Annotated in this window: 15 protein-coding genes, 1 pseudogene and 1 riboswitch; of the genes and pseudogenes, 13 read left to right on the top strand and 3 right to left on the bottom strand. The window is 60.1% G+C overall.

Annotation, left to right across the window (positions count from 1 at the left end; translation table 11 throughout):
* Positions 1-98 precede the first annotated feature (98 nt).
* Positions 99-1,220: a GGDEF domain-containing protein gene (locus tag WG219_03495; protein WXL26554.1), complete on the top strand. Its 1,122-nt coding sequence runs from the start codon at positions 99-101 to the stop codon at positions 1,218-1,220.
* 23 nt (positions 1,221-1,243) lie between these two features.
* Here WG219_03495 and pbpC read toward each other — a convergent pair whose 3' ends face one another.
* The gene (pbpC, locus tag WG219_03490; GenBank protein ID WXL27929.1) at positions 1,244-3,538 is read right to left on the bottom strand and encodes a peptidoglycan glycosyltransferase PbpC; all 2,295 of its coding nucleotides are present in this window, start codon (positions 3,536-3,538) and stop codon (positions 1,244-1,246) included.
* 198 nt (positions 3,539-3,736) lie between these two features.
* Between pbpC and WG219_03485 the strand changes: the two genes are divergently transcribed.
* Complete coding sequence (locus WG219_03485; protein WXL26553.1) at positions 3,737-4,024, top strand: hypothetical protein; 288 nt, start codon at positions 3,737-3,739, stop codon at positions 4,022-4,024.
* Positions 4,025-4,331: 307 nt separating this feature from the next.
* Here WG219_03485 and WG219_03480 read toward each other — a convergent pair whose 3' ends face one another.
* Complete coding sequence (locus WG219_03480) at positions 4,332-9,257, bottom strand: alpha-2-macroglobulin (protein ID WXL26552.1); 4,926 nt, start codon at positions 9,255-9,257, stop codon at positions 4,332-4,334.
* Between the two features lie 188 nt (positions 9,258-9,445).
* Between WG219_03480 and WG219_03475 the strand changes: the two genes are divergently transcribed.
* The 7 genes and pseudogenes from WG219_03475 (at position 9,446) to WG219_03445 (ending at position 16,082) form a co-directional block, all read left to right on the top strand.
* Positions 9,446-9,988, top strand: a complete 543-nt coding sequence (locus tag WG219_03475) for a DinB family protein (protein WXL26551.1) — start codon at positions 9,446-9,448, stop codon at positions 9,986-9,988.
* An 84-nt stretch (positions 9,989-10,072) separates the two neighbouring features.
* Positions 10,073-11,425, top strand: a complete 1,353-nt coding sequence (locus WG219_03470; protein ID WXL26550.1) for an MATE family efflux transporter — start codon at positions 10,073-10,075, stop codon at positions 11,423-11,425.
* A 17-nt stretch (positions 11,426-11,442) separates the two neighbouring features.
* Positions 11,443-11,898, top strand: a complete 456-nt coding sequence (locus tag WG219_03465) for a DUF2214 family protein (protein ID WXL26549.1) — start codon at positions 11,443-11,445, stop codon at positions 11,896-11,898.
* A gap of 83 nt (positions 11,899-11,981) precedes the next feature.
* Entirely contained in the window at positions 11,982-12,224 is a 243-nt protein-coding gene (locus WG219_03460; protein WXL26548.1) for an exodeoxyribonuclease VII small subunit, read from the top strand.
* Complete coding sequence (gene ispA / locus WG219_03455) at positions 12,221-13,108, top strand: (2E,6E)-farnesyl diphosphate synthase (protein WXL26547.1); 888 nt, start codon at positions 12,221-12,223, stop codon at positions 13,106-13,108. Before WG219_03460 ends, ispA begins: the two co-directional genes overlap by 4 nt.
* Positions 13,109-13,305: 197 nt before the next feature.
* Positions 13,306-14,489 (top strand): annotated as a pseudogene (locus tag WG219_03450) (DUF2252 family protein).
* 261 nt (positions 14,490-14,750) lie between these two features.
* A complete protein-coding gene (locus WG219_03445) occupies positions 14,751-16,082 on the top strand; it encodes an amidohydrolase (protein ID WXL26546.1) in 1,332 nt (443 codons plus the stop codon).
* Between the two features lie 39 nt (positions 16,083-16,121).
* Here WG219_03445 and WG219_03440 read toward each other — a convergent pair whose 3' ends face one another.
* A complete protein-coding gene (locus WG219_03440) occupies positions 16,122-17,048 on the bottom strand; it encodes a LysR family transcriptional regulator (GenBank protein WXL26545.1) in 927 nt (308 codons plus the stop codon).
* Positions 17,049-17,208: 160 nt separating this feature from the next.
* Between WG219_03440 and WG219_03435 the strand changes: the two genes are divergently transcribed.
* The 4 genes from WG219_03435 to WG219_03420 all read left to right on the top strand — a co-directional run bounded on the left by WG219_03435 (position 17,209) and on the right by WG219_03420 (position 26,472).
* The gene (locus WG219_03435; protein ID WXL26544.1) at positions 17,209-18,900 is read left to right on the top strand and encodes an AMP-binding protein; all 1,692 of its coding nucleotides are present in this window, start codon (positions 17,209-17,211) and stop codon (positions 18,898-18,900) included.
* On the top strand, positions 18,897-22,175 hold the full coding sequence (locus tag WG219_03430) for a carboxyl transferase domain-containing protein (protein ID WXL26543.1): 3,279 nt from the start codon (positions 18,897-18,899) through the stop codon (positions 22,173-22,175). The genes WG219_03435 and WG219_03430 overlap by 4 nt, the downstream gene beginning before the upstream one ends.
* 133 nt (positions 22,176-22,308) lie before the next feature.
* Positions 22,309-24,213 (top strand): 1-deoxy-D-xylulose-5-phosphate synthase, encoded by a 1,905-nt coding sequence (dxs, locus tag WG219_03425; GenBank protein WXL26542.1) that lies wholly within the window; start codon positions 22,309-22,311, stop codon positions 24,211-24,213.
* A gap of 35 nt (positions 24,214-24,248) precedes the next feature.
* A riboswitch (cobalamin riboswitch) is annotated at positions 24,249-24,460 on the top strand.
* Between the two features lie 104 nt (positions 24,461-24,564).
* A complete protein-coding gene (locus WG219_03420) occupies positions 24,565-26,472 on the top strand; it encodes a TonB-dependent receptor (protein WXL26541.1) in 1,908 nt (635 codons plus the stop codon).
* Position 26,473 lies beyond the last annotated feature (1 nt).

Raw genomic sequence — 26,473 nt, 5'->3', positions numbered from 1 at the left:
AACACTGGTGTCACGCTCGTCTAAAATGATGGCTTTTTGACAGCTTTTTTCTGGCGAAACAGGTATGCTGGCATCAGTCTTTAGTGTGATTGATTCTCATGCCCCTGCGTAAAGTCCCTCGTAACCCCGCTGAGTTTGCTCTATGGCGGGAAGTGCAGGACACCCATAGCCGCTCCGCGATGGCGGGCGTTTACTACTTTCTGGCCTGGCCACTGACGTGGCTGTTTAGTGATGCCCCCGGAGCACTACTTGTTCCTGGCTTGGCCGGGATTGCCATGTCGGTGTTGCTGCTGTGCCTGTACCTCGTCCACAAGCCTCCCAAGCTGCATGACGAAGCCACGCTCCAGCGTTGGCTCAAACGCCAATGGGGGCTTATTTTTGCCACTGCTTTAGGATGGGGCTTGCTCAACGCGGTCGCCCTGAGCAACAACCTGTTCGGCAAGTCAGAAATAATCGCCACCCTCAGCACGGTGGCGCTGAGTACGGCTATTGTTTTCAACTTAGGTATGCGCAAACTGCCAGTCTGCGCAGCATTGATGTTGATTTATGCACCACCGATCACCTGCTTGGTCATCGAGTGGCGAGAGCAATACCCGCTGCTGATTTCATTGCTGGCCTACATGAACTTCCTGCTGTTTGCCCTGCAAAATAAGCACAAGGGCTATCACCGCACGCTGAACATGGAGCTGCAGTTGCTGCGCCAACAGGAACATTTGGACCAGCTCAGCCGCACCGACAGCCTGACCCAACTGGGCAACCGCTATCAGTTCAACAGCTTGTTCCCCAACTTGGTGGCGACTGCACAACGTCAGGGCCAACCACTTTCGTTGATTTTGCTGGACATTGACCACTTCAAGCAGATTAACGATGTCCATGGCCATGCCTGTGGGGACGAGTGCCTGAGTCTGTTTGCTGAGCGCATGCGTTCGCACTTCCGCCGGGCTAGCGATGCTTTACTGCGTTTGGGCGGTGAAGAGTTCGGCGTGCTTATGCCCAACACCCAGTTGGAACATGCACAAGCCATGGCCGATCAATTCCGTGCCGACTTGGCCCGTGAACTTTTTGAAGTTTCAGGTGCGCAAATCGTACTCACCGCCAGCGTAGGTGTCGGCTGCTTTGATCCAGAAAAAGGCTGCAGCTCAGAGGCTTTCTACAAACGCGTCGACGCAGCGTTATACATAGCCAAAAACTCAGGCCGCAATTCGCTGATCATGGCCTGATCCACAGGCACGTGCAGTTCAGCCTACTCGACAAGGCTGAACTGAACCTGCGCGGTCTGCCCGGACTCATCCAGCACACTCAGTTGATAGCGCCCAACGCGGCTTAAGCCGTAGTCAAATGCACCCTCCGCTGTTGTCTCAGCCACCGGCTGGCCATCGACAAACCACCACAGCCGCCCGCTCCCTCCCACGGCAGAAAGCCGCAGTTGCAGCGGCTCGCGGCTGGAAGCTGGGCGGCGCAACTGATCACCCTCTTTCACCCCAACCACCGACAATGGCGCAACCGCACCGATGAGTCTCGGCGGGCACTGCCCATCCGCCGCTGGCAAACGTGCAAGGCGCCGTTCACGACGTGGCAGCCATGGCTCCAACGCTGCCGGCCACAGCACCAGCGTGCGCTCGCTGGCACCGGCACAGGCTGCATCAACCCTCAAGCCCGCCGTATTGACCCAATAGCTTTCCTGCAGGCCCCGTCCCAGTGGCTGGTCTTGCGCCAGCAATGTTGGCGGTGTGGTGCCGTCCAACGTCCAGGCAAAACGTTGCTGACGGCAGTTGGGGTCGCTCTTATCCATCGCCTGCCCGGACGGCCAGCAGATAGCAGCGACACCGAGGGAGGATGGCTGCGGATCAGCCGGTAATGCATCACCACGTTGGTTATCGCGGTTACTCAACAGATCATGCACTTGCAGCATAAGCGGGGCAGCCGAGGCCAGGCCAAACTGACCGGGCACCGGCGTGCCATCAGGACGACCAATCCATACACCGATGAGGTAACGCGGCGCCACGCCAATCGACCAGGCATCACGGAAGCCGTAGCTGGTGCCGGTCTTCCAAGCCAGTTGCGGGCGCTCCAACAGCGCCGTGGTCGGATCACGATCTGGCCGCGCCTGACCACTGAGAATGCGCCGGGTGATCCACGCAGCCCCCGGCGACAACAGGCGCCGCTCACGCAACTGATCATCTGGCTGCAAACGCACAGCGGCGACCTTGCCACCGCGGGCAAACGCGCTGTAGCCAGCCACCAGTTCTTCTAACCGACTGCCGGTACCGCCGAGAATTAGTGCCAGATTCGGTTGCGCCAGTGGCGGAATCCGCAACGGTACCCCGACTGCACGCATTTCCCCGGCAAAGCGTTTCGGCCCGTAAGCCTCCAGCAATTGCACAAACGGTAGATTGAGGGAACGCGCCAACGCCGAACTGGCCGCCACCGGACCACTGAAGCCGGATGAGAAGTTGCCAGGGCGATAATCCCCGTAGCGCCTCGGCACATCCTGCAACAGCGACTCGGAATGGATCAGCCCTTCATCCAGCGCCATACCGAACAGAAAGGGCTTCAGGGTCGAGCCCGGTGAGCGGATCGAGCGGATCATATCGACATGGCCAAAGCGCTTGGCGTCGGCAATATCCACCGAACCGACATAGGCCCGCACCGCCATGGTCGAATGCTCCACCACCAAAATCGCCGCTGAGGTGCGCTCCGGCAAGCGCGCCCGCCAGCCCAGCAGCAACTCCTCCAGACGCAGTTGCAAGGCTGCATCCACTGTGGTACGGATCAGCGGCGGGCTGTTGGGTTTATTCAACCGTCGCGCCAGCAAAGGGGCCAGCCGAGGTTCCTGACGCGGCGCCAGAATCACCGGTTCCTGCATCGCATCAGCCACTGCCGCCTGCGGCCATACCTCAAACTCCGCCAGACGCTGCAACACCTTATCCCGCGCAGCCTGTGCCCGTTGCGGGTGACGATCGGGCCGCAAGCGGCTCGGTGCCTGCGGTAGCACCGCCAACAGCGCGGCTTCCGAGCGGGTCAGCTGCGCAGGTGATTTACCCAGATAAGCCCAACTGGCCGCCGCCACACCCTGCAACGTGCCGCCAAACGGCGCACGGTTGAGGTATAGGGTAAGGATTTCATCCTTGGACAGATGCCACTCCAGTTGCAGCGTGCGCCACAGCTGCTTGAGCTTGCCGCCGTAGCTGCGCGCATGGGGATCAAGCAGGCGCGCCACCTGCATCGACAAGGTGCTGCCGCCGGACAATACGCGCCCACCGCTAAGGTTCTGCCACGCCGCCCGCCCCAGCGCCAGCGGGTTTACCCCCGGATGCTTATAGAACCAGCGGTCTTCGTAAGTCAGCAGCGCCTCAAGGTAATAAGGCGAAACCTCCTGCGGGCTGACCGGATATCGCCAAACACCGTCGGCATCTGCAAAGCGCCACAGCGGCGTGCCGTCTTCAGCCAGTACCACACGGGCCAGATCATCCCCAGGCAAGGGCAGCGGGAACAGGCGGTCGGCCACCAGCAATACACCCAGCACCAACAGCGGCACCGCCAGCCAGGGGCGGAGTAACCAGCGGGCACTCTGAGGGGCGTATGTGCGAAGACCATTCAAGCCGATCAATCCTTGAGTCATGCAGTTGAGATAAGTGGAACAGTCGCAATCGACAACAACGCACGCATTGTGTCAAATGACGGCCTTATTTCGCGCCCACTTTGCAGACAACACAGTAATTAAGGAACGAAGACAGTGGATGGTTTTTTCGAAACCCTCGGCGAGGCGGTCGGTACGTTTATCCGCTTTATCGTTGAGAACATCGGCGCCGTATTCAGCGCACTGGGCAGCATCATCAGCAGTTTTATCACTGGCCTATCGAATGCTCTGGGCGTAACGCCCTCGCTGCTGAGTATTGTCGTGTTAGTGATTGGCCTGTGGCTGCTGTACCTCGGGATTCGCGCATTCATGCGCAAATCATTTATCGCCGGGATCATCTGGTTGCTGCTCGGTTTATGGCTGCTCAGCGGGTTGATCTCCTAAGCCGCCATTACGTGCACCATCAAAAGACGTAGAGCACTGCATCAGTGCATCATTTGCGTGTTGAACAGGCTTTCTGCGGCGTAATGACGTGGAAACACGCGCCCAGAGAGTTGGCATGCAATCTGCTAATTCTCTGGCACAAATCTAAGATCGTGGCTGTCACCGACGATGGCCTTTTCCTGGAGCATCGGGATCTGAACAAAGGCGTCCTCATCAGGTAACTGATAGGCGCCTTTTTTGTCTTCTTAAGTCGCCATAAATGACGAGGGCCTGTACTCAGACAGGCCCCGGTCAGTGCTAATGCGCGTTAGCGCTCAAACACGTTCATCACCCCAGGCGATGTGCCCACGGCCTGCCAGTTTGGCCGGTACATGGACTCAACCTGTGGTGGCGGTACGCGGTAGCTGCCCGGCGTTACAGCACGGGCCAGGTAGAGCAGATGAGTGGTCTGATAGTCGTCTACATCCACCGCTGCCACGTAGCGATCCGCGCGGAACTCCTGATGTTTGATGTTGGCCTCCTGCATTTGCTGCAGCACCTCTTTCATGGCGCTGCTGGCGTCTTCCAGGCTGGCGGAGCTTTGCGCCAGGTTTTGGTTTTCCAACTCAAGGCCTGCGGGTAGCAAGTCCACCACCAACGCATCCGGCACGCGCTGGTTGGCGCGGACCGACAGGTGTACCAGCACCAGCTCGCCACTGCGCAGGTTGCTGATATCCAGCGGGTTGCCCTGCATATCCAGATAGCGGCGGCCAATGGACAGGTTCTGCCCGGAAGCCACCGGCGCATGGGTCGGGTAGCCGGATAGGGTCAGCTGCTGGTACAGCGGCGTTTCCGCTGCATTGGCCGAGGTATTAGTAACGGTGAACGGCGCAGCCAGATCCTTGCCATCCAGCTTCACACCGCTCTGTTGATTGCCCAAGTCAAAACTCAGGCTGCCGCTTTGCAGGTTGGCGCTCCAGTTCGGTTCTGGCTTGTTGAGCAGGTTGCGACCGGCGAGGAACAGCGCATTGCTCTCCTGCGTAGACAACCAGCGCTGGCTGGCGACTTCGTCTGACAGCTCAAACAGGCGCTGATCGCGGCTGTTCGCCGCCAGATTGTTCTCCTCCAGCAGAGCCAGAATCAGTGCCTGATCACGCAGCGAGCTGCCGTAATCCCCCAGCCAGTCGCGGGTATTACGGCGAGCGTTCAGGCCCTCCTGCAACGCTTTGTCAGCCCGGGGTTTATCACCCATTTTCTGCAAGGCAATCGCCAGTTGCACCAGCGGCAGGCCGGACGCACTCTGGCCACGGCGATCATACAAACTACGCAAAGAGCCAAGCGGCGCCTGTTGGCTACGCGACAGTACGTAACCGGCATAGGCCTGCAAAGCAAAGCGGGCATGGGCGTTGTTGTCGTTGTAGCCGAGGTCAACCACGCTGCTGTCTTGCAGGTAACGCAGCAGCCGATCGCTGGCTTTTTTCAGCGCTTCATCTGGCACGCCAAAGCCCTGTTCGCGGGCACGCAGGAGGAAGTCGGTGACGTACACCGAGACCCACGCGGCCTCTTCGCTGTCCGCGCCCCACATGCCGAAGCTGCCGTTGTGGCGCTGCATACCGAGCAGACGATCAATGCCTATTTCGATGGAGCGACGGCGTTTTTCTTCCGGCTCGCCTTCTATGCCGAGACGTTTGAGCGATGCATTGTCCGCATACAGCGACGGATACAGGCCGCTGGTGGTCTGCTCAGCACAACCATACGGATAGGCTTTCAGCGCCCGGATGTGCTCACCGATGTTCAGCGGCGGGCGGCTGGACAAGGCCAGACGCGCTTCCAGCCCGGCCGGTTCAAACGACTCCACAGCGCTGTGCGGCAGGGTCCAGTTTTCGTCTTTGATCACCGCGCGGAACTGCTGCAACTGCGCAGGGAACGCCGGACGCACGCCGATCTGCCACTGGCGGCTGAACGGAGCTGCGCCCTCCGGCAATTGCAGGCCCTGCACTTCCACCTTGATCACCCCTTCGCCGTAACCGCCGCGGGCCGTTACAGGGATTTTCAGGGTATTGCGCTGTTTGTCTTTCAGGGCGACGCTCAGGCTCTGGCTGGCCTGGCCGTTTTCCAGCGCCAGTTGGCCTGTGGCCGACACCAGAACAGTCAGGTTCTGCACCTGCCCGGAGAGGTTGTTGAGGTCCAGCGCGACGCGGGTCTGGTCGCCACCGGCCATAAAGCGCGGTGCGGCCAGTTCAGCCACCAGCGGTGCGGCTACAACGGTCTTAGCTTCAGCGACGCCAAATTCTTCTTCATCCCACACTTGCGCCATCAACCGCAGCTCGCCGTTGAAGTCGGGGATGTTCAGGGTGACTTGCGCCTCGCCCTGCTCATTCAACGTCACCGCCTCACTTTGCAGGGCAACGATCTGCACCGTGGTATTCGGGCGTTTGCCACCAGCGGCCATTTCGCCGTCACCACCGAAGGCCAGTGAAGCCACCCGGCCCTGACCGGCCTCGATCAGTTGCCCGTACACGTCGAACTGATCGGCACCGTAAGCCTTGCGGCCGAAGAAACCAGTGAACGGATCAGGCGTGGCGTATTCGGTGATATTGAGGATGCCCACATCCACCGCAGCCAGCAGCACCCGTGCTTTTTCGGCAGGGCTGCCGTCAGCCTTCTGCGCTTTGACGTTGACCGTCAGCGGCTGATTCGGGCGAATACGCTCGGCAGCGTTCAGTTGCAGCGCCAGCTTGCGCTCGTTGCGGTCCAGCGGCAGGTGCAGCAGGCCCACGGCACGTTTCGGGGTGGCGTTGCTTTTGCGCTCACCGGGGCGAATCACCAGTGCGCTGATGTACAGGTCATGCCGCGCCCAGGCTTTATCCACAGGTACGGAGAAGGTTTTGCCTTCAGCCGGTACGTCGATTTCTTCCCACCACAGCGGCCCTTCGCTGGACTCCACCATCAGGTAGCCCTTACCTGCCGCGGGCGGGGTGACAGTCACCTGCGCCTTGTCGCCATCGGCGTAAGCCGGTTTATCCAGCGCCAGTTTGACCTGATCCGGGCGCACCGCGCCGCCTTCGGCATTATCCTGCCAGCGGTAACCGGCCCAGAAACGCAGGCTGCTGAGCAGGCCGGTCTGGCTGTCGATCACTTCAACCCGATACGGGCCCCACTCCACCGGGAAGCTGACTTTGGCCGTGCCGTCTTTTTGCACGGCGACGGTTTCTTCAGCCAGATTCAGGTACTTCTCGGTGTAACCGTGGCTCCAGCCATCGCTCTCGGAGTAGTTCCAGTAGTAGTCGCGGCGCTCGCGCACCAATCGCACTTTCAACTCATTGGCGGCCAATTTGTTACCGTTGATGTCGGCGACCAACACTTCAAATTCGGCCAGCCCGTCGGCGTCGACTTCTTCGCCATCGAACAGACCACGCACACCCGGCAGGCGGTCAGCAGGCCATACCGGCTGAGAGATACGGCGGGTAATCGCGCGACCGCCGGACTCTTGCAGGCTAGCTTGCAGGGTCAGGTTGAGCGGGGATTTAACCTCGCTCCAGCGGCTCTCCTGATGAATCTGGCCGTGGCCGTCGTCGTCCAGTTTGATCTCGTCCAGTTCAATGTCTTCGCTCAACTCCCCTTCCGTGACGGAGCCGAACTGGTAGCCGGGCAGCTTTTCCACCGCCTCGCGGGCCGGGCGCACATACAGCTGGCCGCTCAGGCGATTGCCCGAGGCCGGCGCGCCGTAGAGATAACGACCTGTGACGTCGAAGGTGACGCTTTCATCCGGGCGATATGCGACCGTTTCACCGCGGCTTTTCAGATCCAGCGCCAAGCGCTCGGGGAGGAAGTCTTCCACGGAGAATTCATACAACTGCGGCTTGCCATCGCCCAGATCAAGCAACAGTTTCCAGCGGCCAGTAGGCGCTTCATCAGCCAGTTGCAGCTGGTACTGATAGAAGCCGGACTCATCCGCCTGCCAGACAAACTTGCGGCTGACCTGCTCATCCGGGCGGCGCACTTCGACGTTGACCGGCTGGTTGTTGACCTTGCGCCCGTCAGCGGTGCGCAGCAGGCCGTTGAGCAGTACGGTTTCGCCGGGGCGGTACAGATCGCGCGGGCCAAACACAAAGAATTGCAGCGGGTGGGCTTTGGGCCCAGTGATATCGAATTCGGACAAATCCAGCGCAGCGGTATTCAGGCGCAGCAGGCTGGTCTGGCCGTCTTTATGGGCAATGACCAGCTCGGCCTTGGCAGGAAGCGGCAGCTCGGCGTGGCCGTCTGAATCGGTCTTGCCTTCTGCCAATAGGCTGCCTTTGTTATCCACAACCTCAAGGTTGACCCCACTGATGGCGCTGCCGCCTTCCAGTGCTTGGGTGAACACATCCAGGCGGTCCTGATAACGGCGGGCCGACAGGCCGATATCGCTCAGGCTGAACAGCGTGGCGGGCTGGGAATAGTTGTAGGTCCCGGCCTGACGCATCACCGCCAGGTACAGGCCCGGCTCTTTAAAAGCGTCCACACCGCCAATCGGCAGGAGCAGGGTTTCGCGGGTATTCCGCTTGGGGTTCAGATCGAAGCGGCCGGTGTAGACCAGATCGGCCATCGGCAACAGCTCGCGGGACTCCCAGTTATCCAGCATGCCGGATTGATTCCAGCGGTTAAGGAAGCTCGGCAAGGCATCGGACTTGATGCGGAAGAACTCGACGTTGACCTTATCCACATTCAGCGCGATCACCGGCAGGCCTTCGGCCAGGCGTGCGGGCAACAGCGACCCCCGGCTGGCAAAGCCAACGGTGGGTTCGATATCGCGGGTTTCCAGACGAGCCACAAACTCACTGCCCAAGCTCTCGCCATTTACCGCCTTGAGCCCGGCATCAACCGTCAGCACCAGCCTGCGCTTGGGCTCTAGGTGGCGCATGCGCACTTCCATCTGGTTATCGGACAGCTCCCAGGCGCCGTCCACTTTGCCGTCTTTGCTGTCGACCAGATGCAAGCGGTCTGCGAGTTTCTGATCGGCATCCAGCGGCACCGAGAAGGTCACCGACAGCGTGCTGGCACCGTCCAGCTGCACCTCGGAAACGTCGATTACAGAAAGATCACGCCCGGCATAACGCTCAGCCAGCGCCTTGCTGTCCGGCTTAGCTTTTGTCGCCTCAGCCACCACAGGCGCAGCAGGTGTTGCAGTGGCCTCCGTCCCGGTTTCTGTAGATGAGTCACAAGCACTGAGTAAGCCTAATACCAGTGCCAGAAGTATCCCTTTCTTCTGCATCGCTACGAACTCCGCGGAGGCTCTAAATAAAGTGTCGACACTATAGTCGACTCAAGTTGCGTTTTTATAGAGCAACAGCACGCTGGTTCAGCCAGCGTAGAGGTGACAGTCTAAGCAATGGCTGTGCATTGTTTCGCCAGCATTAGAAAGACAGGAAAGGCTACCCTCACACATACCAAGGTCCCGCCATGAACAGCATCGAGCACCTAAAATTGCTGGCCGAGTACAACCAGTGGATGAACCAGAAGCTCTACACCAGTGCGTCACAATTAAGCGAAGAACAGCTCAAAGCGGACCAAGGCGCATTTTTCGGCTCGCTGTTTGGCACCCTGAATCACCTTGCAGTGGCAGACACCATCTGGCTTAAGCGCATAGCCTACCATCCAGCCTGTGCCACTCTGCTTAGTGAGCTCACCAACATCCCGGCTCCAAACCGTCTCGACACCCTGTTTTACACCGACCTGAGAGCGTTACAGGAATACCGCGTCTGGCTGGATAGGCTGATCATCCGCTTTGTCGATGACCTACCTGTAGAAGTTCTAAATGACGAAATGTCCTACGCCAACATGAAGGGCATCCAGTCCACCCGTAACCTGTATGCCTTATTGACGCACGTTTTCAATCACCAGACCCATCACCGGGGGCAGGCTACTACCTTGCTGTATCAGATGGGCATTGATCCGGGGTCCACAGACTTGCTTAATCTGATCCCTGACACACAGCCGGACTGACCACTGATCCCAGCGAACACAGTTAATCAACCTTTCGTCATCCAAGCCCTCTAAACTGGCGTTTTTATGGTTAGAGCAGACTGGATGAACGCCCTCCGTGAAGCCTGGCAGCACGCCCCCACCCACAAACGGGTATGGGCGCTGGCTGCGCCGATGATTCTGAGCAACCTTTCTGTGCCCATGGTGGCGCTGGTGGACAGTGCGGTGATCGGTCGCCTGCCCCATGCCCATCAGTTAGCGGCGGTAGCCGTGGGCGGCAGCCTGTACACCCTGCTGACGTGGGTCGTGGGCTTTCTGCGCATGGGCACCACGGGCTTCAGCGCGCAAGCTGCGGGACGCAATGACGGCAGCGCGCTGCGTCAGGTTCTGGTACAGGGTTTAATGCTGGGTGGCGTATTTGCCGCTGTGCTGATTCTACTGGCGCTGCTGTTCAGTGGCTCAGCCCTAAACCTGATGAATCCCTCTGCCGACCTGAATGATCAGGCACGCACTTACCTGCACATCCGCCTGTTCGGCCTGCCTGCCGCACTCACTACCTTCGCCCTGGTCGGCTGGTTACTCGGCACTCAAAATGCCCGAGGCCCGCTGGCAGTTCTGCTGACGACTAACCTGACCAACGCCGGATTGGATGTACTGTTCGTACTCGGTTTCGACTGGGGTGTAGCCGGGGCCGCATGGTCATCCGTGATCGCTGAGTGGAGCGGCATGCTGCTGGGGCTGTGGCTGGCACGCAAAACCTTGCGCAATTACAGCGGGGCGCTGGACGTCACAGCATTAAAGCGCTGGATGAACTGGCGACCGCTGCTGGCGGTTAACCGCGACATCTTTATCCGCAGCCTGGCCCTGCAATCCGTGTTCTTTTTGGTCACCGTCCAAGGCACCCGGCTGGGTGATGCCACCGTTGCTGCCAACTCGCTGATACTCAATGGTTTGATGCTCGCGGCTTATGCACTCGACGGTCTGGCCCACGCACTGGAGGCACTGTGTGGCCATGCACTGGGCGCCCGGGACCGTAACGGACTGCGCCGCACCTTGATCGTCGCCGGTGGCTGGGCCGTACTGGCCAGCGCCCTGTTTGCGCTGTTCTTCCTGTTTGGCGGGCAGTGGTTCATCCAAATGCAGACCACCATGGAAGACGTGCGCGCCACCGCCTACATCTACCTGCCCTATCTGGCCGTGCTGCCCATGATTGGCGTTTGGAGCTATCTGCTCGACGGGCTGTTTATCGGCGCCACCCGCGCCCGGGAAATGCGCAATGCCATGGTCCTCTCCCTGCTCCTGAGCCTGCCCTTAGCGCTGGCCTTGCAGCCGCTGGGCAACCATGGGCTGTGGCTGGCATTCCTGAGTTTTATGGCCCTTCGCAGCGTGACGTTAGGCGCTTATGCTTACCGGCTGACCCGGCGCGACCAGTGGTTTGCGCCGCCTGCCACTGCCTGACAACGCAGAACTCACCCATGACCCAAGCAACCGTAGCGTATGCGCACTACCTGTCAGTATTCGCCCTGCTGGCCTTGTTGATCACCGAATACGTGCTGTTCAGCAAACCGCTGACGCTGAGCCGTGGGCGCCGTCTGATCATCACCGACTTGTCCTACGGTGTTGCTGCCGGGGTGGTGCTGATGACCGGGCTGGCGCGAGTAATCTGGTACGGAAAAGGGTTGAGTTATTACCTGAACAACAGCCTGTTTCTGAGCAAATTTGGCTTGTTTCTCGTGGTGGGCCTTATCTCTGCCCTGCCGACTTTTGTCTTTATCAACTGGCGCAACGAGCTGAAGGCAGGGCGTGTTCCACAGGTCAGCGCCAATATAGCCCTTGGGGTGAAGTGGGTGATCCGTCTTGAACTGCTGCTGTTGCTGATCATTCCCACACTGGCGGTTTTGATGGCCCGAGGTTACGGCAGTGCCGGTTGATGGTCTGATTTGCCCGTGTGGGGCGGCTCTGCTAGTGTCCCCCGTTTTATAATCTGCTCAATCCCTTTCCCGAGAAGTCTGTTATGGCCCGCAAAAAAGCCGCGCTCGATTTCGAGCAATCCCTGACCGACCTGCAAGCACTGGTCGAGCGTCTGGAAACTGGCGAGCTGTCGCTGGAAGACTCCCTGACCGCCTTCGAGCAGGGTGTGCGTCTGACCCGCGAATGCCAGACTGCACTGGCTCAAGCTGAACAGAAAGTGCAGATCCTCATGGAGCGCAACGGCGAGCTGGAAGAAGCACCTTTTGATGCGGATCAGCAGGCATGATTGCAGCGTACCAAACCCTTTGCCAGGGCCGCGTTGACGCAGCCCTCGAACACCTGCTGCAAAGCCCGCGCAGTGAGCTGAACCGGCTCTATGACGCCATGCGCTACAGCCTGTTCAATGGCGGTAAACGCGTACGCCCGTTGCTGGTGTACGCCGCTTGCGAAGCTTTAGGCGGGCAGGCGGAAAAAGCCAATGCTGCCGCCTGCGCAGTGGAGTTAATCCACGCATACTCGCTGGTGCACGACGACCTTCCGGCCATGGACGATGACGATCTGCGTCGCGGCCAGCCGACTACCCACATCGCGTTCGATGAAGCCACCGCCATTCTTGCGGGTGATGGTTTGCAGAGTGTGGCCTTCGGGGTACTGGCTGATGCCGCAGCTAACCCCCACGACGCCGAAGTGCGCCTGAGCATGCTCAGTACCTTGAGCCATGCTGCCGGGCCTGCCGGGATGGTAGGCGGTCAGGCGATTGACCTGGGTTCGGTCGGCATCAAGCTCGATCAGAGCGCGCTGGAGGTCATGCACCGGCATAAAACCGGCGCCCTGATCGAAGCCAGCGTGCGCCTCGGCGCACTGGCCAGCGGCGCTGCCAGCGAGCATGCCCTGAGCGCCTTGCACCGTTATGCACAGGCCATCGGTCTGGCCTTTCAAGTGCAGGATGACATCCTCGACGTGGAAAGCGACACCGCCACGCTGGGCAAAACCCAGGGCAAGGATGAGGCCAACGACAAGCCGACCTACCCCGCTCTGCTAGGCATGGATGCAGCCAAAGCCTACGCGCTGGAACTGCGCGATCAGGCGCTGGATGCGCTCAGTGCTTTTGATGACAAAGCCGAGCCGCTTCGGGCTTTGGCGCGCTATATCGTCGAGCGCCGCAACTAGCATCATCCCCTGTGCGTCCATCCTCATGGCTGGACGCATCCACATTGATCTCCTACGTGCGGTAGCAGCGGCTGATTAAGGGGCCAACTGTGCTCTTCTGCCCTGAACCAGATACTAATTAACCAACAGAACAGAATCATTTAGAAACATTTTAGCCTGCACAGTGGTCAACAGTTATCCAGCCCAGAGTGACAACTATGACCCCTCCTCGTCCCGCCGATCGTCAGCCCCATCTCACCCATTTACGTAACTTAAAAATGGCCCGTTCGGCCCACGCCTATGTACGTGGCAGCACCGTGCAGTTTTATGAATGGCTACACAGCCAGTCGGGTCGGCGTTTGCCGCAAGGTCCATCGATTTGGATTTGTGGCGACTGCCATGCCGGCAACCTCGGGCCTACGGCTAACAGCGAGGGTAAGACCGACGTGTATATCCGCGATATGGATCAAACGGTGATCGGCAACCCGGTGCATGACTTGGTCCGTTTGGCGCTGTCACTGGCCACCGCTGCACGGGGCTCCGACTTGCCGGGGGTGACCACCGCCCACCTGCTTGAGGAAATGATCCGCGGCTACGAAAGTGCCTTTGAGGATCGCCCCGATGAGCCGCCTAGTCGCCCGCCGCAAGTTAAGTCGAGCATGCGCAGCGCGGTTAAGCGTACCTGGAAGCACTTGGCCCGTGAGCGAATCGAGCACGCCAAACCGACCATCCCCCTTGGCAAGAAATTTTGGCCGCTGTCGCACAAGGAACGCAGTGCGATTAAAACCCTGTGCGCTTCGGATGATGTGCACAAGCTGGTCACGTCACTCAAAGGCCGCCCCAATGATGCGCGGGTTGAACTGCTCGATAGCGCGTACTGGGTCAAGGGCTGCAGCTCCTTGGGCCTATTGCGTTACGCCGTGCTGTTAGGGGTCGGTGATGAAGACGAGCAGGAGTATTGCCTGATCGATATCAAGCAGGCCGTGGGCGCCGCCGCGCCGCGCTCGGCGCGGGCAAAGATGCCGCGTGACAATGGCAAACGCATTCTCGAAGGCGCCCGCCACCTGTCGCCTGCACTGGGCGAGCGCATGCTCAGTACGCGCTTTCTGGATAACGGCTTTTTGTCCGCGAGCTGCTGCCGCAAGATATGAAGCTGGAACTGGATCAACTCAGTCAACGCGATGTGGTGCAAGCAGCCGGCTATCTGGCCCGTGTTGTGGGTGAGGCGCATGCCCGTCAGATGGATCGAGCTACCCGCTTGCGCTGGCTGGCGGACCTACAGGTCAATCGCTCCAAAAACCTCGACGCGCCGTCGTGGCTGTGGACCAGCGTGGTGCAGTTAGTCGGCAAGCATGAGGAAGGCTATCTCAACCACTGCCGGCGCTATGCCTTACAACAGTAAATCGAGCTAGCGCTTTGCGTAGGCCAGCCGCTGTGGCCTACGGCGCGTCCTCAAACAACGCTGGCGGAATGAGCGCTAAGCCGTTCGCTGTGCGTCCATCCTTATGCCTGGACGCATTCAGATTGATCTCATACGTGCTGCACCAGCGCCTGATTAGGGTGTCCGGACGTTTCAGTTCCGGCCCTCAGTGCAGTCGCACCTGAAAAATGCGTAGAGCCACCCGGAGCTGGATTCCAGCCCATAACAAAAAGGCTCTCCATCATGAAAACAATGACTGCCCTAGCGCTGATTGCCGCCTTGAGCGCTGCCAGCTTAGTTGCCCATGCCGATAACAACTGGGTCAAACAGGCCGCCGACGCTCAGGCTGATGAGGTTATCCAGTGGCGCCGCCACTTGCACGAACACCCCGAATTGGGTAACCAGGAGCACGAAACATCGGCCTTCGTTGCCGACCACCTGCGCAAATTCGGCCTGGAGGTTCACACCGGGATTGCCGGAACCGGCGTGGTGGCCGTTCTGAAAGGTGGCCAACCGGGACCAACCGTTGGCCTGCGCGCCGATATGGATGCGCTGCCCATCAAAGAGGCCACTGGCCTGCCGTTCGCCAGCAAAGCTAAGGGCAACTACTTCTTCAAAACCGTGGATGTGATGCACGCCTGCGGTCACGATGGGCACACCGCCATGCTGCTCGGCGCGGCGAAAATCCTCAGCGCCCATAAAGATAAGGTGTCGGGTACTGTGGTGTTTGTCTTCCAGCCCGCCGAGGAAGGCCCTTCGAATATCGACATTTACGCAGAAGGCGCCCCAAGCTGGGGGGCGCGACGCATGGTTGAAGAAGGCGTGATTGAGCGCTTCGGCATTCAGGCCATGTTCGCCATGCACGTTCTCAGTGCCAGCCACACCGGGCATATCACCTACCGGGTCGGCACCGCATTCAACAGCTCCGACAGCTTCCGCATTCGCCTTCAAGGCACACAAACCCATGGCTCAGCGCCCTGGCTGGGAACCGACCCCATTACAGCCAGCGCCAGCGTCATCAACGCCATGCAAACCTTGGTCAGCCGCCGTGCCGACATCACCCAGGGCATGGGTGTAGTCACCGTCGGCAGCATTCATGCGGGCACCGCCAACAACATCATTCCGGCTGATGTAGAAATGCAGGGCACCATTCGCTCAGACAACGCCGAAATCCGTCACACACTCACCAGTGAGTTGCCCGATCTGGTGCAGAAAACCGCTGCGGCCCAGCACGTTAAGGCTGAAACCAAGGTGGTTGAGATGATGCCACTGACGATCAACTCCGAGCAGCTCACTCGCGCTCTGGCTCCGGCCATGAGTCGGGCCTCCGACGGCAGGGCTGAAGAGGTGTTCCAGTCGCTGCCCGGCAGTGAAGACTTTGCTTATTTCGCCAACAAGGTTCCCGGCATGTATGTACTGCTCGGGCAAACCGCTCCCGATGTGGATGTGCGCACCGCGCCCGTGGTGCACTCACCTAACGTCATGCTGGATGAGAACACCCTAGTCACAGGCGTGCGCGCTCATATCGAGTTTGTATTGGGCTACGCCGAGTACGTCAAACAGCTGAAACAGTGACCCAAGCCTGTGCGCACGCTAAAAGCCGTGCGCACAGGTTTATTGCAGATGAATCCTGCGGGCCAGATCAGCCACCTGCTCGCGCAACCAGACACCCGCTGCATCGCCCTCACTCTGGCGCAGCCAGTACATGCTCAGAGTGATCGGCGGCAACGCCAGCGGTAAAGGCAATATCCGGTTACTGCCGCCCTGATTGAGCAGCTGTGCATAACCCCGGCTGAGCGTCAGTAACAGTCCGCTCTGCGCCACCAATAAAGCGGCAGACAAATAATTACGGCAATGCTGACGTACCGTGCGGGTCAGGCCCAAATGCCCCAGCGCCAAATCCTCAGCACAGATACCACGCCGCTGAGAGGTAATCGCCACATGCTCTGCTGCCAAATAGCGCTCGGCAGTCAGCTCGCCTTCAAAATCCGGCCCGGCCAGCACGCAAAACTCATCACTGAGCAATAGGCGATGTCGTAGCTCGTTATCGGTTGGCCGGGTGATTTCCACCGCCAGGTCCACCCGCCCCGCCGCCATCTCCCTTGGCACATCGGCCCAGTGCAAGCTGCTGCTGCGTAGCGCTAACTGCGGTGCAACATTGCGAAAGTGCTGCACTAAACGCGGCAGCAACAGGGGCTCCATTTGCTCCGGCATGTTCAGGCAGAACACCCGCCGATCCGTGCTCGGGTCAAAGCCCTGGGCACTGCCCAAACTGCGGCGCAAACCATTGAGGGAGTCCTGAATGACCGGCGCCAGCTGTTCCGCCAACGCAGTCGGCACCACACCACGCCCCTCACGGACAAACAGAGGATCGCCCAGTTGCTCGCGCAGCCGAGCCAGCGCATGACTCACGGCAGACTGACTTAAATAAAGCAGGCTGGCCGCACGGGTCAGGTTGCGCTCGCGGTAGACCACCTCGAACACCCGAAACAGGTTGAGATCAATGCGGTTGAGGGCAGACGACTCATGCTGGATATTCATGGATTCTGTACCTATAGAGGCAATCTGCCTCAGCCTAGCAAGGCTGAAAGCAAATTAAACCATGCATAGCATTCATGATTGATGATGAATAAGCGTCAGTTTTGGGGTGAAAGCGGCCTGACTATGATGCGTACAACAAGAACAACAACGAGTGCGCGCCATGACCCTCGACCGCTATATGCAACACCTGGACACCTTGCACGCTGCTGCCTGGCCCGCAGATAAACCCCGTGAAGCGAAGTACCCCCATGGCCAGCAACCGTTGCCGGGCTACCTGCGCGCCTGGGCCCAAGGCCAACCAAACGCCATTGCCCTCGACTTTTACGGCTACAGCCTGAGCTGGGCTGAGCTGGATCAACTGGCCAACCGCTGCGCCAATCTGCTGACCGAGCTGGGCGTAAAACCCGGCGACCGCGTGGCGGTGTACATGCCCAACTGCCCACAGCTGCATATCGCCTTCTACGGCATCCTGCGCAGCGGAGCCGTGTACGTACCGGTCAGCCCGCTGGCACGGGGGCTGGAACTGAGCTATCAGTTGAACGACAGCGGCGCGCACACCCTGATCTGCTTCGACCAGTTGCTGCCGCTGGTGCGCCAGGTGCAGGCGGAAACCGCCGTAAAAACCCTGCTCGCCACCAGCCTCAGCGAACTACGCCCCGAGCAGCCAACCATTCCCGTAGCGGATCTGCTGATGGCGCCCAAGGTCAGCGGTGATGACTTTATCGACCTGCTCCCGGCGCTGAATAACTGCTCTGCCGACGCGCCACAGCACACAATCCGTCTCGATGATATTGCCGCCCTCAACTACACCGGCGGCACCACCGGCCTGCCTAAAGGCTGCGTGCACACCCACAGCGACATGCTCTACACCTGCGCCAGCTTCGTGCCGGTGGCGCTGGGCCTGAAGCCGGACGACATCCTCCTCAACTTCCTCCCCGAATTCTGGATTGCCGGGGAAAACTCCGGCCTGCTGTTCCCGGTGTACAGCGGCTGCCGCCTTGTGTTGCTGGCGCGCTGGGACGCTGAAGCCTTTATGGCGGCGGTACAGCATTACCGAGTCAGCCACTGCGGCGTGCTGGTCGATAGCGCCGCGGAAGTGCTGGATCACCCCAAGCTGGGTCAGTACGACCTACGTTCGCTGAAGGCTGTCGGCTGCATATCCTTCATTAAAAAACTCACCATCGATTACCGCCGCCGCTGGAAAGAGCTGACCTGCACCACCCTGTTTGAATTCAGCTTCGGCATGACCGAAACCCACACCTGCGACACCTTCACCGCCGGGCTGCAAAACGACAACTTTGACCTCAAAAGCGCACCGACTTTCGTTGGTCTGCCAGTGCCGGGAACGCAGTTCAAAGTCTGCGATTTCGACACGGGCGAGCTGCTGCCTCTAGGCGCAGAAGGCGAACTGTGCGTGCGCTCGCCGTCACTGCTGCACGGTTACTGGCAGCGCCCGGAAGAATCCGCTCGCGCCCTGCGCGATGGCTGGCTGCACACCGGCGACCTCGGCCAGATCACCGAACAGGGCTTCATCCGCTATCTGGGACGCCGTAAGGAGATGCTCAAGGTGAACGGCATGAGCGTATTCCCCAGCGAGCTGGAGGCCATGCTCGGCCAGCACCCGGACATTCTCGCCAGCGCTGTTATTGGCCGCGCCGATGAAAAACGCGGGCAGCAGCCCGTGGCCTTTATCGTGATCAAACCGGGTAGCGCCAGCAGCGTGGAGAGCCTGAGTGCCTGGTGCCGCGATTCCATGGCTGTGTACAAAGTGCCGGAGATCCGGCTGGTCGAGGCTCTGCCCATGACTGCCACCGGCAAAGTGAAAAAGAACGAGCTGGAGGCTCTGCTGTGAACGTACTGTTTACCAAGTTGCTGATCGCCAACCGCGGCGAAATCGCCATCCGCATTGCCCGCGCGGCTGGCGAGCTGGGCATTCACAGCGTGGCGGTCTACGCCGAAGATGACGCCCAATCCCTGCACTGCCGGGTCGCCGACAGCGCCGTTGCCCTGCAAGGTCGTGGCGTACCGGCTTATCTGAACATCGACCAGCTGATCGAAATCGCCCAGCGTGAAGGCTGCGATGCGGTCCATCCCGGCTACGGATTCCTCGCGGAAAACCCGGGATTTGCCCAACGCTGCGCTGAGGCCGGCATCCGCTTTATCGGCCCAGATGCCGAAGTGCTGCGCCTGTTTGGCGACAAAGCGGCTGCTCGCCAACTGGCCGAGCAATGCGACGTACCACTGGTGGCCGGGATCAATCAGGCGATCACCCCGGAGCAGGCCCAGGCATTTCTCGCCGAACATGGCGCGGTGATGCTCAAGGCACTGGCCGGTGGCGGCGGGCGCGGCATGCGTCCGGTTTTCGACGTGGCAGAGCTGGATGAAGCCTTCGCCCGCTGCCAGTCCGAAGCACGCGCCGCGTTTGGTAACGATGCGTTGTATGTCGAACAACTGGTGAGCAATGCCCGCCACATTGAAATTCAGGTGCTGGGCGATGTCGACGGTAACGTAAGCCACCTGTGGGAGCGGGATTGCAGCCTGCAACGACGCCAGCAAAAACTGGTGGAAATCGCCCCCAGCCCGGACCTGCCCGGCGACACCCGCGAACGCATGATTGATGCGGCCCTGCGTATGGCCAAAGCCGCCCACTATCAGGGCCTGGGCACATTCGAATTTCTGCTGGATGGGGAAAACCCGCAGCGCTTCTACTTTATGGAAGCCAACCCGCGCATTCAGGTCGAGCACACTGTCACTGAGCAGGTGAGCGGCGTCGACCTGCTGCATACCCAGCTCAAACTCGCGGCTGGCCACAGCCTCGCCTCACTCGGTTTGAGTCAGCCACCCGCGCTGAACGGCTGTGCCGTGCAGCTGCGCATCAATCTGGAAAGCATGAACGCCGACGGCAGCACGCGCCCAGCCATCGGCACCTTAAGCGCCTATCAACCGCCCAGCGGCCCCGGCCTGCGCGTAGATGGCTACGGCTACGCTGGTTACTGCATCAGCCCCAGCTACGACTCACTGCTGGCCAAACTCATCGCCCACGCCGCGGATTACCCAAGCGCCCTGCGCCGTGCCTACCGTGCGCTGTGCGAATTTCGTCTGGAGGGCGTCAGCAACAACATCAGCCTGCTGCAAAACCTGCTGCGCCGTCCGGAAGTCGAAGGCTATACGGTCAACACCCGTTTTGTAGAAAGCCAACTGACCAACCTGTTGCAAACGCCCGCAGACGCTCACCCAAACCGCTATGTCGCAGGCAATCCGGTTCAGACACAAACCGAGCAGCAAGCTGCCGTTATCCCCGAAGGCTATGTGCCCCTGAACACGCCCAGCACCGGCGTGGTGGTGACCCTTGAGGTGGCTGAAGGCGACGCAGTAGCCGTCGGCCAGAGCATCGCCGTGCTGGAAGCGATGAAGATGGAGTTCGTGATCAAAGCCAGCCACAGCGGCATCGTCCGCAGCCTGCTGGTCGAGCCTGGCGCCAGCGTCGCAGAGGGCCAGCCGCTGGTGATAATCGAACCAGCGGAAGTGACCGCCGAGCACAGCGCCACGGAAGAGAGCTTCGACCTCGACCACATCCGCGCTGACCTTGCCGAAGTACTCGAACGTCACGCCATCACCCGTGATGAGCGCCGCCCGGACGCCGTGGCCAAGCGCCGTAAAACCGGCCAGCGCACCGCCCGGGAGAATCTGGCGCAGCTGCTGGATGAAGGCAGTTTCAGCGAATACGGCGCACTGGCGATTGCCGCCCAGCGTCGTCGCCGACCGTTGCAAGAGCTGATCGAGCAAAGCCCGGCGGATGGGCTGGTAGCAGGCATCGGCACAGTCAACGCCTCCACCTTCGGCGCGGAAGCGGCACGCTGCATGGCCATCGCTTACGACTACACCGTATTCGCCGGTACTCAGGGGGTGATGAACCACAAGAAGACCGACCGCATGCTCGGCCTTGCCGAACTGTGGCGCTTGCCTGTGGTGCTGTTTGCCGAAGGCGGCGGTGGTCGCCCTGGCGATACCGACTGGGTCGGTGTAGCCGGGCTGGACTGTCACACCTTTGTCGGCATGGCCAAGCTGTCCGGGCTGGTACCGCTGGTGGGCGTTGTGTCTGGCCGCTGTTTTGCCGGCAACGCCGCCCTGCTGGGTTGCTGCGATGTGATCATCGCCACCGCAAATGCCAGCATCGGCATGGCAGGCCCGGCCATGATCGAAGGTGGCGGGCTGGGCAGCTTCAAGCCTGAAGAAGTTGGCCCAACCAGCGTGCAAGGCCCTAATGGAGTCATCGATGTGCTGGTCGCTGACGAAGTGGAGGCCGTGCGCGTGGCTCAGCAATACCTGAGTTACTTCCAGGGTACGACCAGCGACTGGCAATGCGCCGACCAACGCGAGCTGCGCCACTTGATCCCGGAAAATCGCCTGCGCGTCTACGACATCCGCAGCGTCATCGAAACCCTGGCCGACACAGGCTCAGTACTGGAATTGCGCCGTCAGTTTGCGCCGGGGCTGATCACCGCCTTTATTCGCATTGAGGGCAAGCCGTTCGGCCTGATCGCCAACAACCCGGCCCACCTCGGCGGGGCGATTGATGCGGTGGCGGGCGACAAGGCTGCGCGCTTTATGCAGCTGTGCGATGCCTTCGATATCCCGCTGCTGTCGCTGTGCGACACACCCGGTTTTATGGTCGGCCCGGAGTCGGAGAAACAGGCCACGGTGCGCCATGTGTCGCGCATGTTTGTGGCAGCAGCAAGCCTGTCGGTGCCGTTCTTCACCGTGGTCTTGCGCAAAGGCTACGGCCTGGGCGCTCAGGCCATGGCGGCAGGCAGCTTCCACTCGCCGATGTTCACCATCGCTTGGCCCAGCGCCGAGTTTGGCGCCATGGGCCTGGAGGGTGCCGTGCGGCTTGGCTTTGCTAAAGAGCTGGCAGCCGTGGAAGACCCGGCCCAGCGCCAGCAGTTGTTCGACAAACTGGTGGCTAAGGCTTATGAAAACGGTAAAGGCATCAACATGGCCAGCTTTCTGGAGATTGATGCGGTGATTGATCCACTGGAAACCCGCTCTTGGCTACTACGTGGACTAAATGCCGCACCCCAACCGGCGGCCCGCTCAGGCAAGAAACGCCCAATCGACACGTGGTGACGATAATTGGCGCCGCTCGTCGGCAGCGGCGCCAGTTATCCACAAATGACATGTCGTAACACGGCATGTTTGGGCAGTTCTCCACGCTTCGGGTAAACTTCTTAATTCTTATGAATTTATAACGATCCGCCTGATGCCGACGACCTTCCACGAGATCCCCCGTGAACGCCCGCTGACGCCCCTCTTAGACCGTGCCAGCACGCCGGACGCACTGCGCCGTCTGGGTGAGGCCGAGCTGGAGACGCTGGCCGATGAGTTGCGTGAGTACCTGCTCTACACCGTTGGTCAGACTGGAGGCCACTTCGGTGCTGGTCTGGGTGTTATCGAACTGACCGTTGCCCTGCACTATGTATTCGACACCCCGGATGACCGCTTGGTGTGGGACGTAGGCCACCAAGCCTACCCGCACAAGATTCTCACCGGCCGTCGCGAGCGCATGTCCAGCCTGCGCCAGAAGGACGGCATTGCCGCCTTCCCGCGCCGCAGCGAAAGTGAGTACGACACCTTTGGCGTCGGTCACTCCAGCACCAGCATCAGTGCAGCGCTGGGCATGGCCATTGCCGCCCGCCTGCAAGGCAGCAAACGTAAATCCGTGGCTGTAATCGGCGACGGCGCGATGACCGCCGGTATGGCATTCGAGGCGCTTAACCACGCCACCGAAGTCAATGCCAACATGCTGGTGATCTTGAACGACAACGACATGTCGATCTCCAAGAACGTCGGCGGCTTGTCTAACTATCTGGCCAAGATACTCTCCAGCCGCACCTACGCCAGCATGCGTGAAGGCAGCAAAAAGATTCTGTCGCGCTTGCCGGGTGCCTGGGAAATTGCCCGCAAGACCGAAGAGCACGCCAAAGGCATGCTGGTCCCCGGCACATTGTTCGAAGAACTGGGCTGGAACTACATCGGCCCCATCGACGGCCACGACCTGCCGACACTGCTCGCCACCCTGCGTAACATGCGCGATCTGGAAGGCCCGCAGTTCCTGCACATCATCACCCGTAAGGGCAAAGGTTTCTCCCCAGCTGAAGCTGACCCAATTGGTTATCACGCCATCACCAAGCTGGAGCCAGTGAAAACAGCCAACGCCCCCGCAGCGCCAAAAGCTGTCAGCGGGCCGAAATATTCCAGCGTGTTTGGCCAGTGGCTGTGCGATATGGCTGCCGCCGATCCGCGCCTGATTGGTATTACACCGGCGATGAAAGAAGGCTCCGATCTGGTTGCCTTCAGCGAGAAATACCCCGAGCGCTATTTCGACGTCGCGATTGCCGAGCAACACGCCGTCACCCTGGCCGCAGGTATGGCCTGTGAAGGTAGCAAGCCGGTGGTGGCGATTTATTCGACCTTCCTCCAGCGCGCCTACGATCAGTTGATCCACGACGTGGCTGTGCAGAACCTCGACGTGCTGTTCGCCATCGACCGTGCAGGTCTGGTTGGTGAAGATGGCCCGACTCACGCCGGTAGCTTCGACCTGTCCTACCTGCGCTGCATCCCCGGCATGCTGGTGATGACCCCGAGCGATGAGAACGAACTGCGCCGTATGCTCACCACCGGCCATCTGCATAACGGCCCGGCAGCTGTGCGTTACCCGCGCGGCACCGGCCCGAACGCCACGATCGAAACTGAGCTGACGCCGCTGGAAATTGGCAAAGGCGTGGTACGTCGCCAAGGCAAACAAACCGCCCTGCTGGTATTCGGTGTGCAACTGGCCGAAGCCCTGAAAGTAGCCGAGCAACTGGATGCCACCGTGGTCGATATGCGCTTCGTCAAACCACTGGACGAAGCCTTGGTACGCGAACTGGCAGGCAGTCATGAGTTACTGGTGACGATCGAAGAGAACAGCATCATGGGCGGCGCAGGTAGCGCGGTCAGCGAGTTCCTCGCCCAAGAAGCCATCGCCAAACCGATCCTGCACCTGGGTCTGCCTGACTACTACGTAGAGCACGCAAAACCCGCTCAAATGCTGGCTGAGTGCGGCCTCGACGCTGACGGCATTGAAAGCGCTGTGCGCAAACGTCTGGCTCAGCTGAATCTGTAACTTGTAATTGCTGTATCCGCGCATTAAGGTGCGCGGCGTTTTACTTCCGCCAGGGTGCGCTTGCTTCATATGAAGCGGCGTTAAACGGGAAGCCGGTGCGTCATCAGACAATCCCGGCACTGCCCCCGCAACGGTAATCGACAGCAGCTTTGTGCTGCACGCGCCTCAACAGCCACTGGGTCAAACCGGGAAGGCGAGGTTGCGCAGGTCGAGAGTCCGGAGACCGGCCCTGATGGTTGCGACTGGTGTTGCGGAGGGCATCACCGTCAAGCTCGGGGCGCGTCTGCCCGCCCCCCGTTCTTGTCCCTGCCCTCCTCAAAAGTCTTTCTGACCTTTTGAGGATTCTTCCTGATGAAACTGTCCCGAATTGCCTTGGCCGTGGCCCTGGCACCCTGCTTGCCATTGGCTGATGCGGCATCCCGTGATGATGCACTGCAATTGTCCGATACGCTGATTACCGCGAACCGCGATGTACAAAAGCGCGCCGACTCCACAACCGCCAGCAGCGTGTTCACCCGCGCTGACATCGAGCGCCTGCGCCCGACCAACGTGCTGGAATTACTGACTCACGTCCCCGGCGTACAAGTCGCCAACTACGGTGGTCGCGGTGCCAGCTACGGCCTGTACATTCGCGGCACCAGCACGGCACAAAGCTTGGTGCTGATTGATGGCGTACGAGTAGGTTCGGCCACCGTGGGCGGGGCCAGCCTGCAATACCTGAGCGTTGATCAGATCGAACGTATTGAAGTACTACGCGGCTCACGCTCGGCCATTTACGGCGCAGACGCCATGGGCGGCGTTGTGCAGATCTTCACCCGCCGCGGCGCTGCTCAGGGGCTGAACCCGACAGTACGCATTGCAGGTGGCAGTGACGGCACTTGGGAGCGTTCACTGGGCCTGTCCGGTGGCGATGAGCGCACCCGTTTCAGCCTCACCGCTGCACTGGAAGAAACCCAGGGTTTCGACCGCACCCGCAAATCCTACCCGAAGGATGCCGACCACGACGCGTACCGCAACCGCTCCCTCTCCGGCACCCTCAGCCATCAACTGACTGACGATATCGAACTGGGCCTGTCCGTCTTGGATCAACGGGGTAAAACCGAGTTCGATAACCCCTTCGGCCGCTGGGACAGCACGACCTTCACCAGCAGCCCCAGCAAGCCTTACGACGAATACAGCGTCAGCAGCAGCTCGGCTTATCTGGATGCCCGCATCAATGACCTGTGGAACACCCGCATTGAGCTGGGCCACAGCGAAGACAAGCAAGAAAACTTCGACAAGCTTTTTGCTGGCAGCACCGTCAACAACACCTACCGCGACACCGTCAGCTGGCTCAATACCCTGTCACTGGGCAACGGCCACAGCCTGCGCACCGGTGCTGAGTACCTGAACGACAAGGTGCGCAGCAGCAATGACTTCTCGCAGAACGACCGCGATAACCAAGCGCTGTTCGCTCAACACAGTTTCGAGGGCGAGCACTTCTCTACCGAACTGGGCATGCGCCACGACGACAACGAGCAGTTCGGCAGCGAAAACACCTTTAACGGCGCCCTGACTCTGCCGTTGAACGACGATAATCAGTTGATTCTGTCCTACGCCGAAGGCTTCCGTGTTCCGACCTTTGCTGATCTTTACTGGCCCTACGACAGCGGTTACCAAGGCAACCCAAACCTCAAGCCTGAAACCTCCAAAAGCTATGAGCTGCAATGGCGTAGCCAGCTCAGCGAAACCACCACACTGGAGGCATCGCTATACCGCACCGACTTCCGCGACCTGATTGCCTATGTCAGCGACCCGGTCACATGGGAAAGCACCATGGATAACGTGTCCCGCGCACGCATCCACGGCTTTGAAGCCAGCCTGAAACAAAAGCTGTTCGGCTGGCAGACTAACCTTGGCATCAGCATTATCGACCCGCGTGACCGTGAGTCCGGCCACACCCTGCCTAACCGCGCCCGCCGCACCCTAAACTTCGATGTGGACCGCCAGTTCGGCAGCATCGGCGTCGGTGCTAGCTTCAGCGCGGTCAGCAGCAGCTATGCCAATGCCGCCAACAGCTCCGAACTGGCTGGCTACGGCGTGCTGGATCTGCGCACCAGCTGGAAGGCCAGTGACGAGCTGAGCTTTGATTTGAAGTGGAACAACGCCCTGGACAAAGACTACAGCCGCTTGGTCTACAGCTATCAGGGCAAAGAGTATGGCTATCAGGAAACACCGTCCGCCGTCATGCTCGGCATGACCTGGACACCGTCGCTGTAAT

This window comes from Pseudomonas mendocina (assembly GCA_037482215.1).
GTDB classification, from domain to species: domain Bacteria; phylum Pseudomonadota; class Gammaproteobacteria; order Pseudomonadales; family Pseudomonadaceae; genus Aquipseudomonas; species Aquipseudomonas mendocina_E.
The sequence above is the reverse complement of the archived record's forward strand: the minus strand, read 5'-3'. Positions and strand labels throughout refer to the sequence as shown.

What these genes read in the sequence shown, in the direction of transcription:
- WG219_03435 (WXL26544.1), top strand. Translation starts at nt 17,209, where the DNA reads ATGACCCTCGACCGCTATATGCAACACCTGGACACCTTGCACGCTGCT.
- WG219_03460 (WXL26548.1), top strand. Translation starts at nt 11,982, where the DNA reads ATGGCCCGCAAAAAAGCCGCGCTCGATTTCGAGCAATCCCTGACCGAC.
- WG219_03475 (WXL26551.1), top strand. Translation starts at nt 9,446, where the DNA reads ATGAACAGCATCGAGCACCTAAAATTGCTGGCCGAGTACAACCAGTGG.
- WG219_03495 (WXL26554.1), top strand. Translation starts at nt 99, where the DNA reads ATGCCCCTGCGTAAAGTCCCTCGTAACCCCGCTGAGTTTGCTCTATGG.
- WG219_03465 (WXL26549.1), top strand. Translation starts at nt 11,443, where the DNA reads ATGACCCAAGCAACCGTAGCGTATGCGCACTACCTGTCAGTATTCGCC.
- WG219_03445 (WXL26546.1), top strand. Translation starts at nt 14,751, where the DNA reads ATGAAAACAATGACTGCCCTAGCGCTGATTGCCGCCTTGAGCGCTGCC.
- WG219_03420 (WXL26541.1), top strand. Translation starts at nt 24,565, where the DNA reads ATGAAACTGTCCCGAATTGCCTTGGCCGTGGCCCTGGCACCCTGCTTG.
- dxs (WXL26542.1), top strand. Translation starts at nt 22,309, where the DNA reads ATGCCGACGACCTTCCACGAGATCCCCCGTGAACGCCCGCTGACGCCC.
- ispA (WXL26547.1), top strand. Translation starts at nt 12,221, where the DNA reads ATGATTGCAGCGTACCAAACCCTTTGCCAGGGCCGCGTTGACGCAGCC.
- WG219_03440 (WXL26545.1), bottom strand. Translation starts at nt 17,048, where the DNA reads ATGAATATCCAGCATGAGTCGTCTGCCCTCAACCGCATTGATCTCAAC.
- WG219_03480 (WXL26552.1), bottom strand. Translation starts at nt 9,257, where the DNA reads ATGCAGAAGAAAGGGATACTTCTGGCACTGGTATTAGGCTTACTCAGT.
- WG219_03470 (WXL26550.1), top strand. Translation starts at nt 10,073, where the DNA reads ATGAACGCCCTCCGTGAAGCCTGGCAGCACGCCCCCACCCACAAACGG.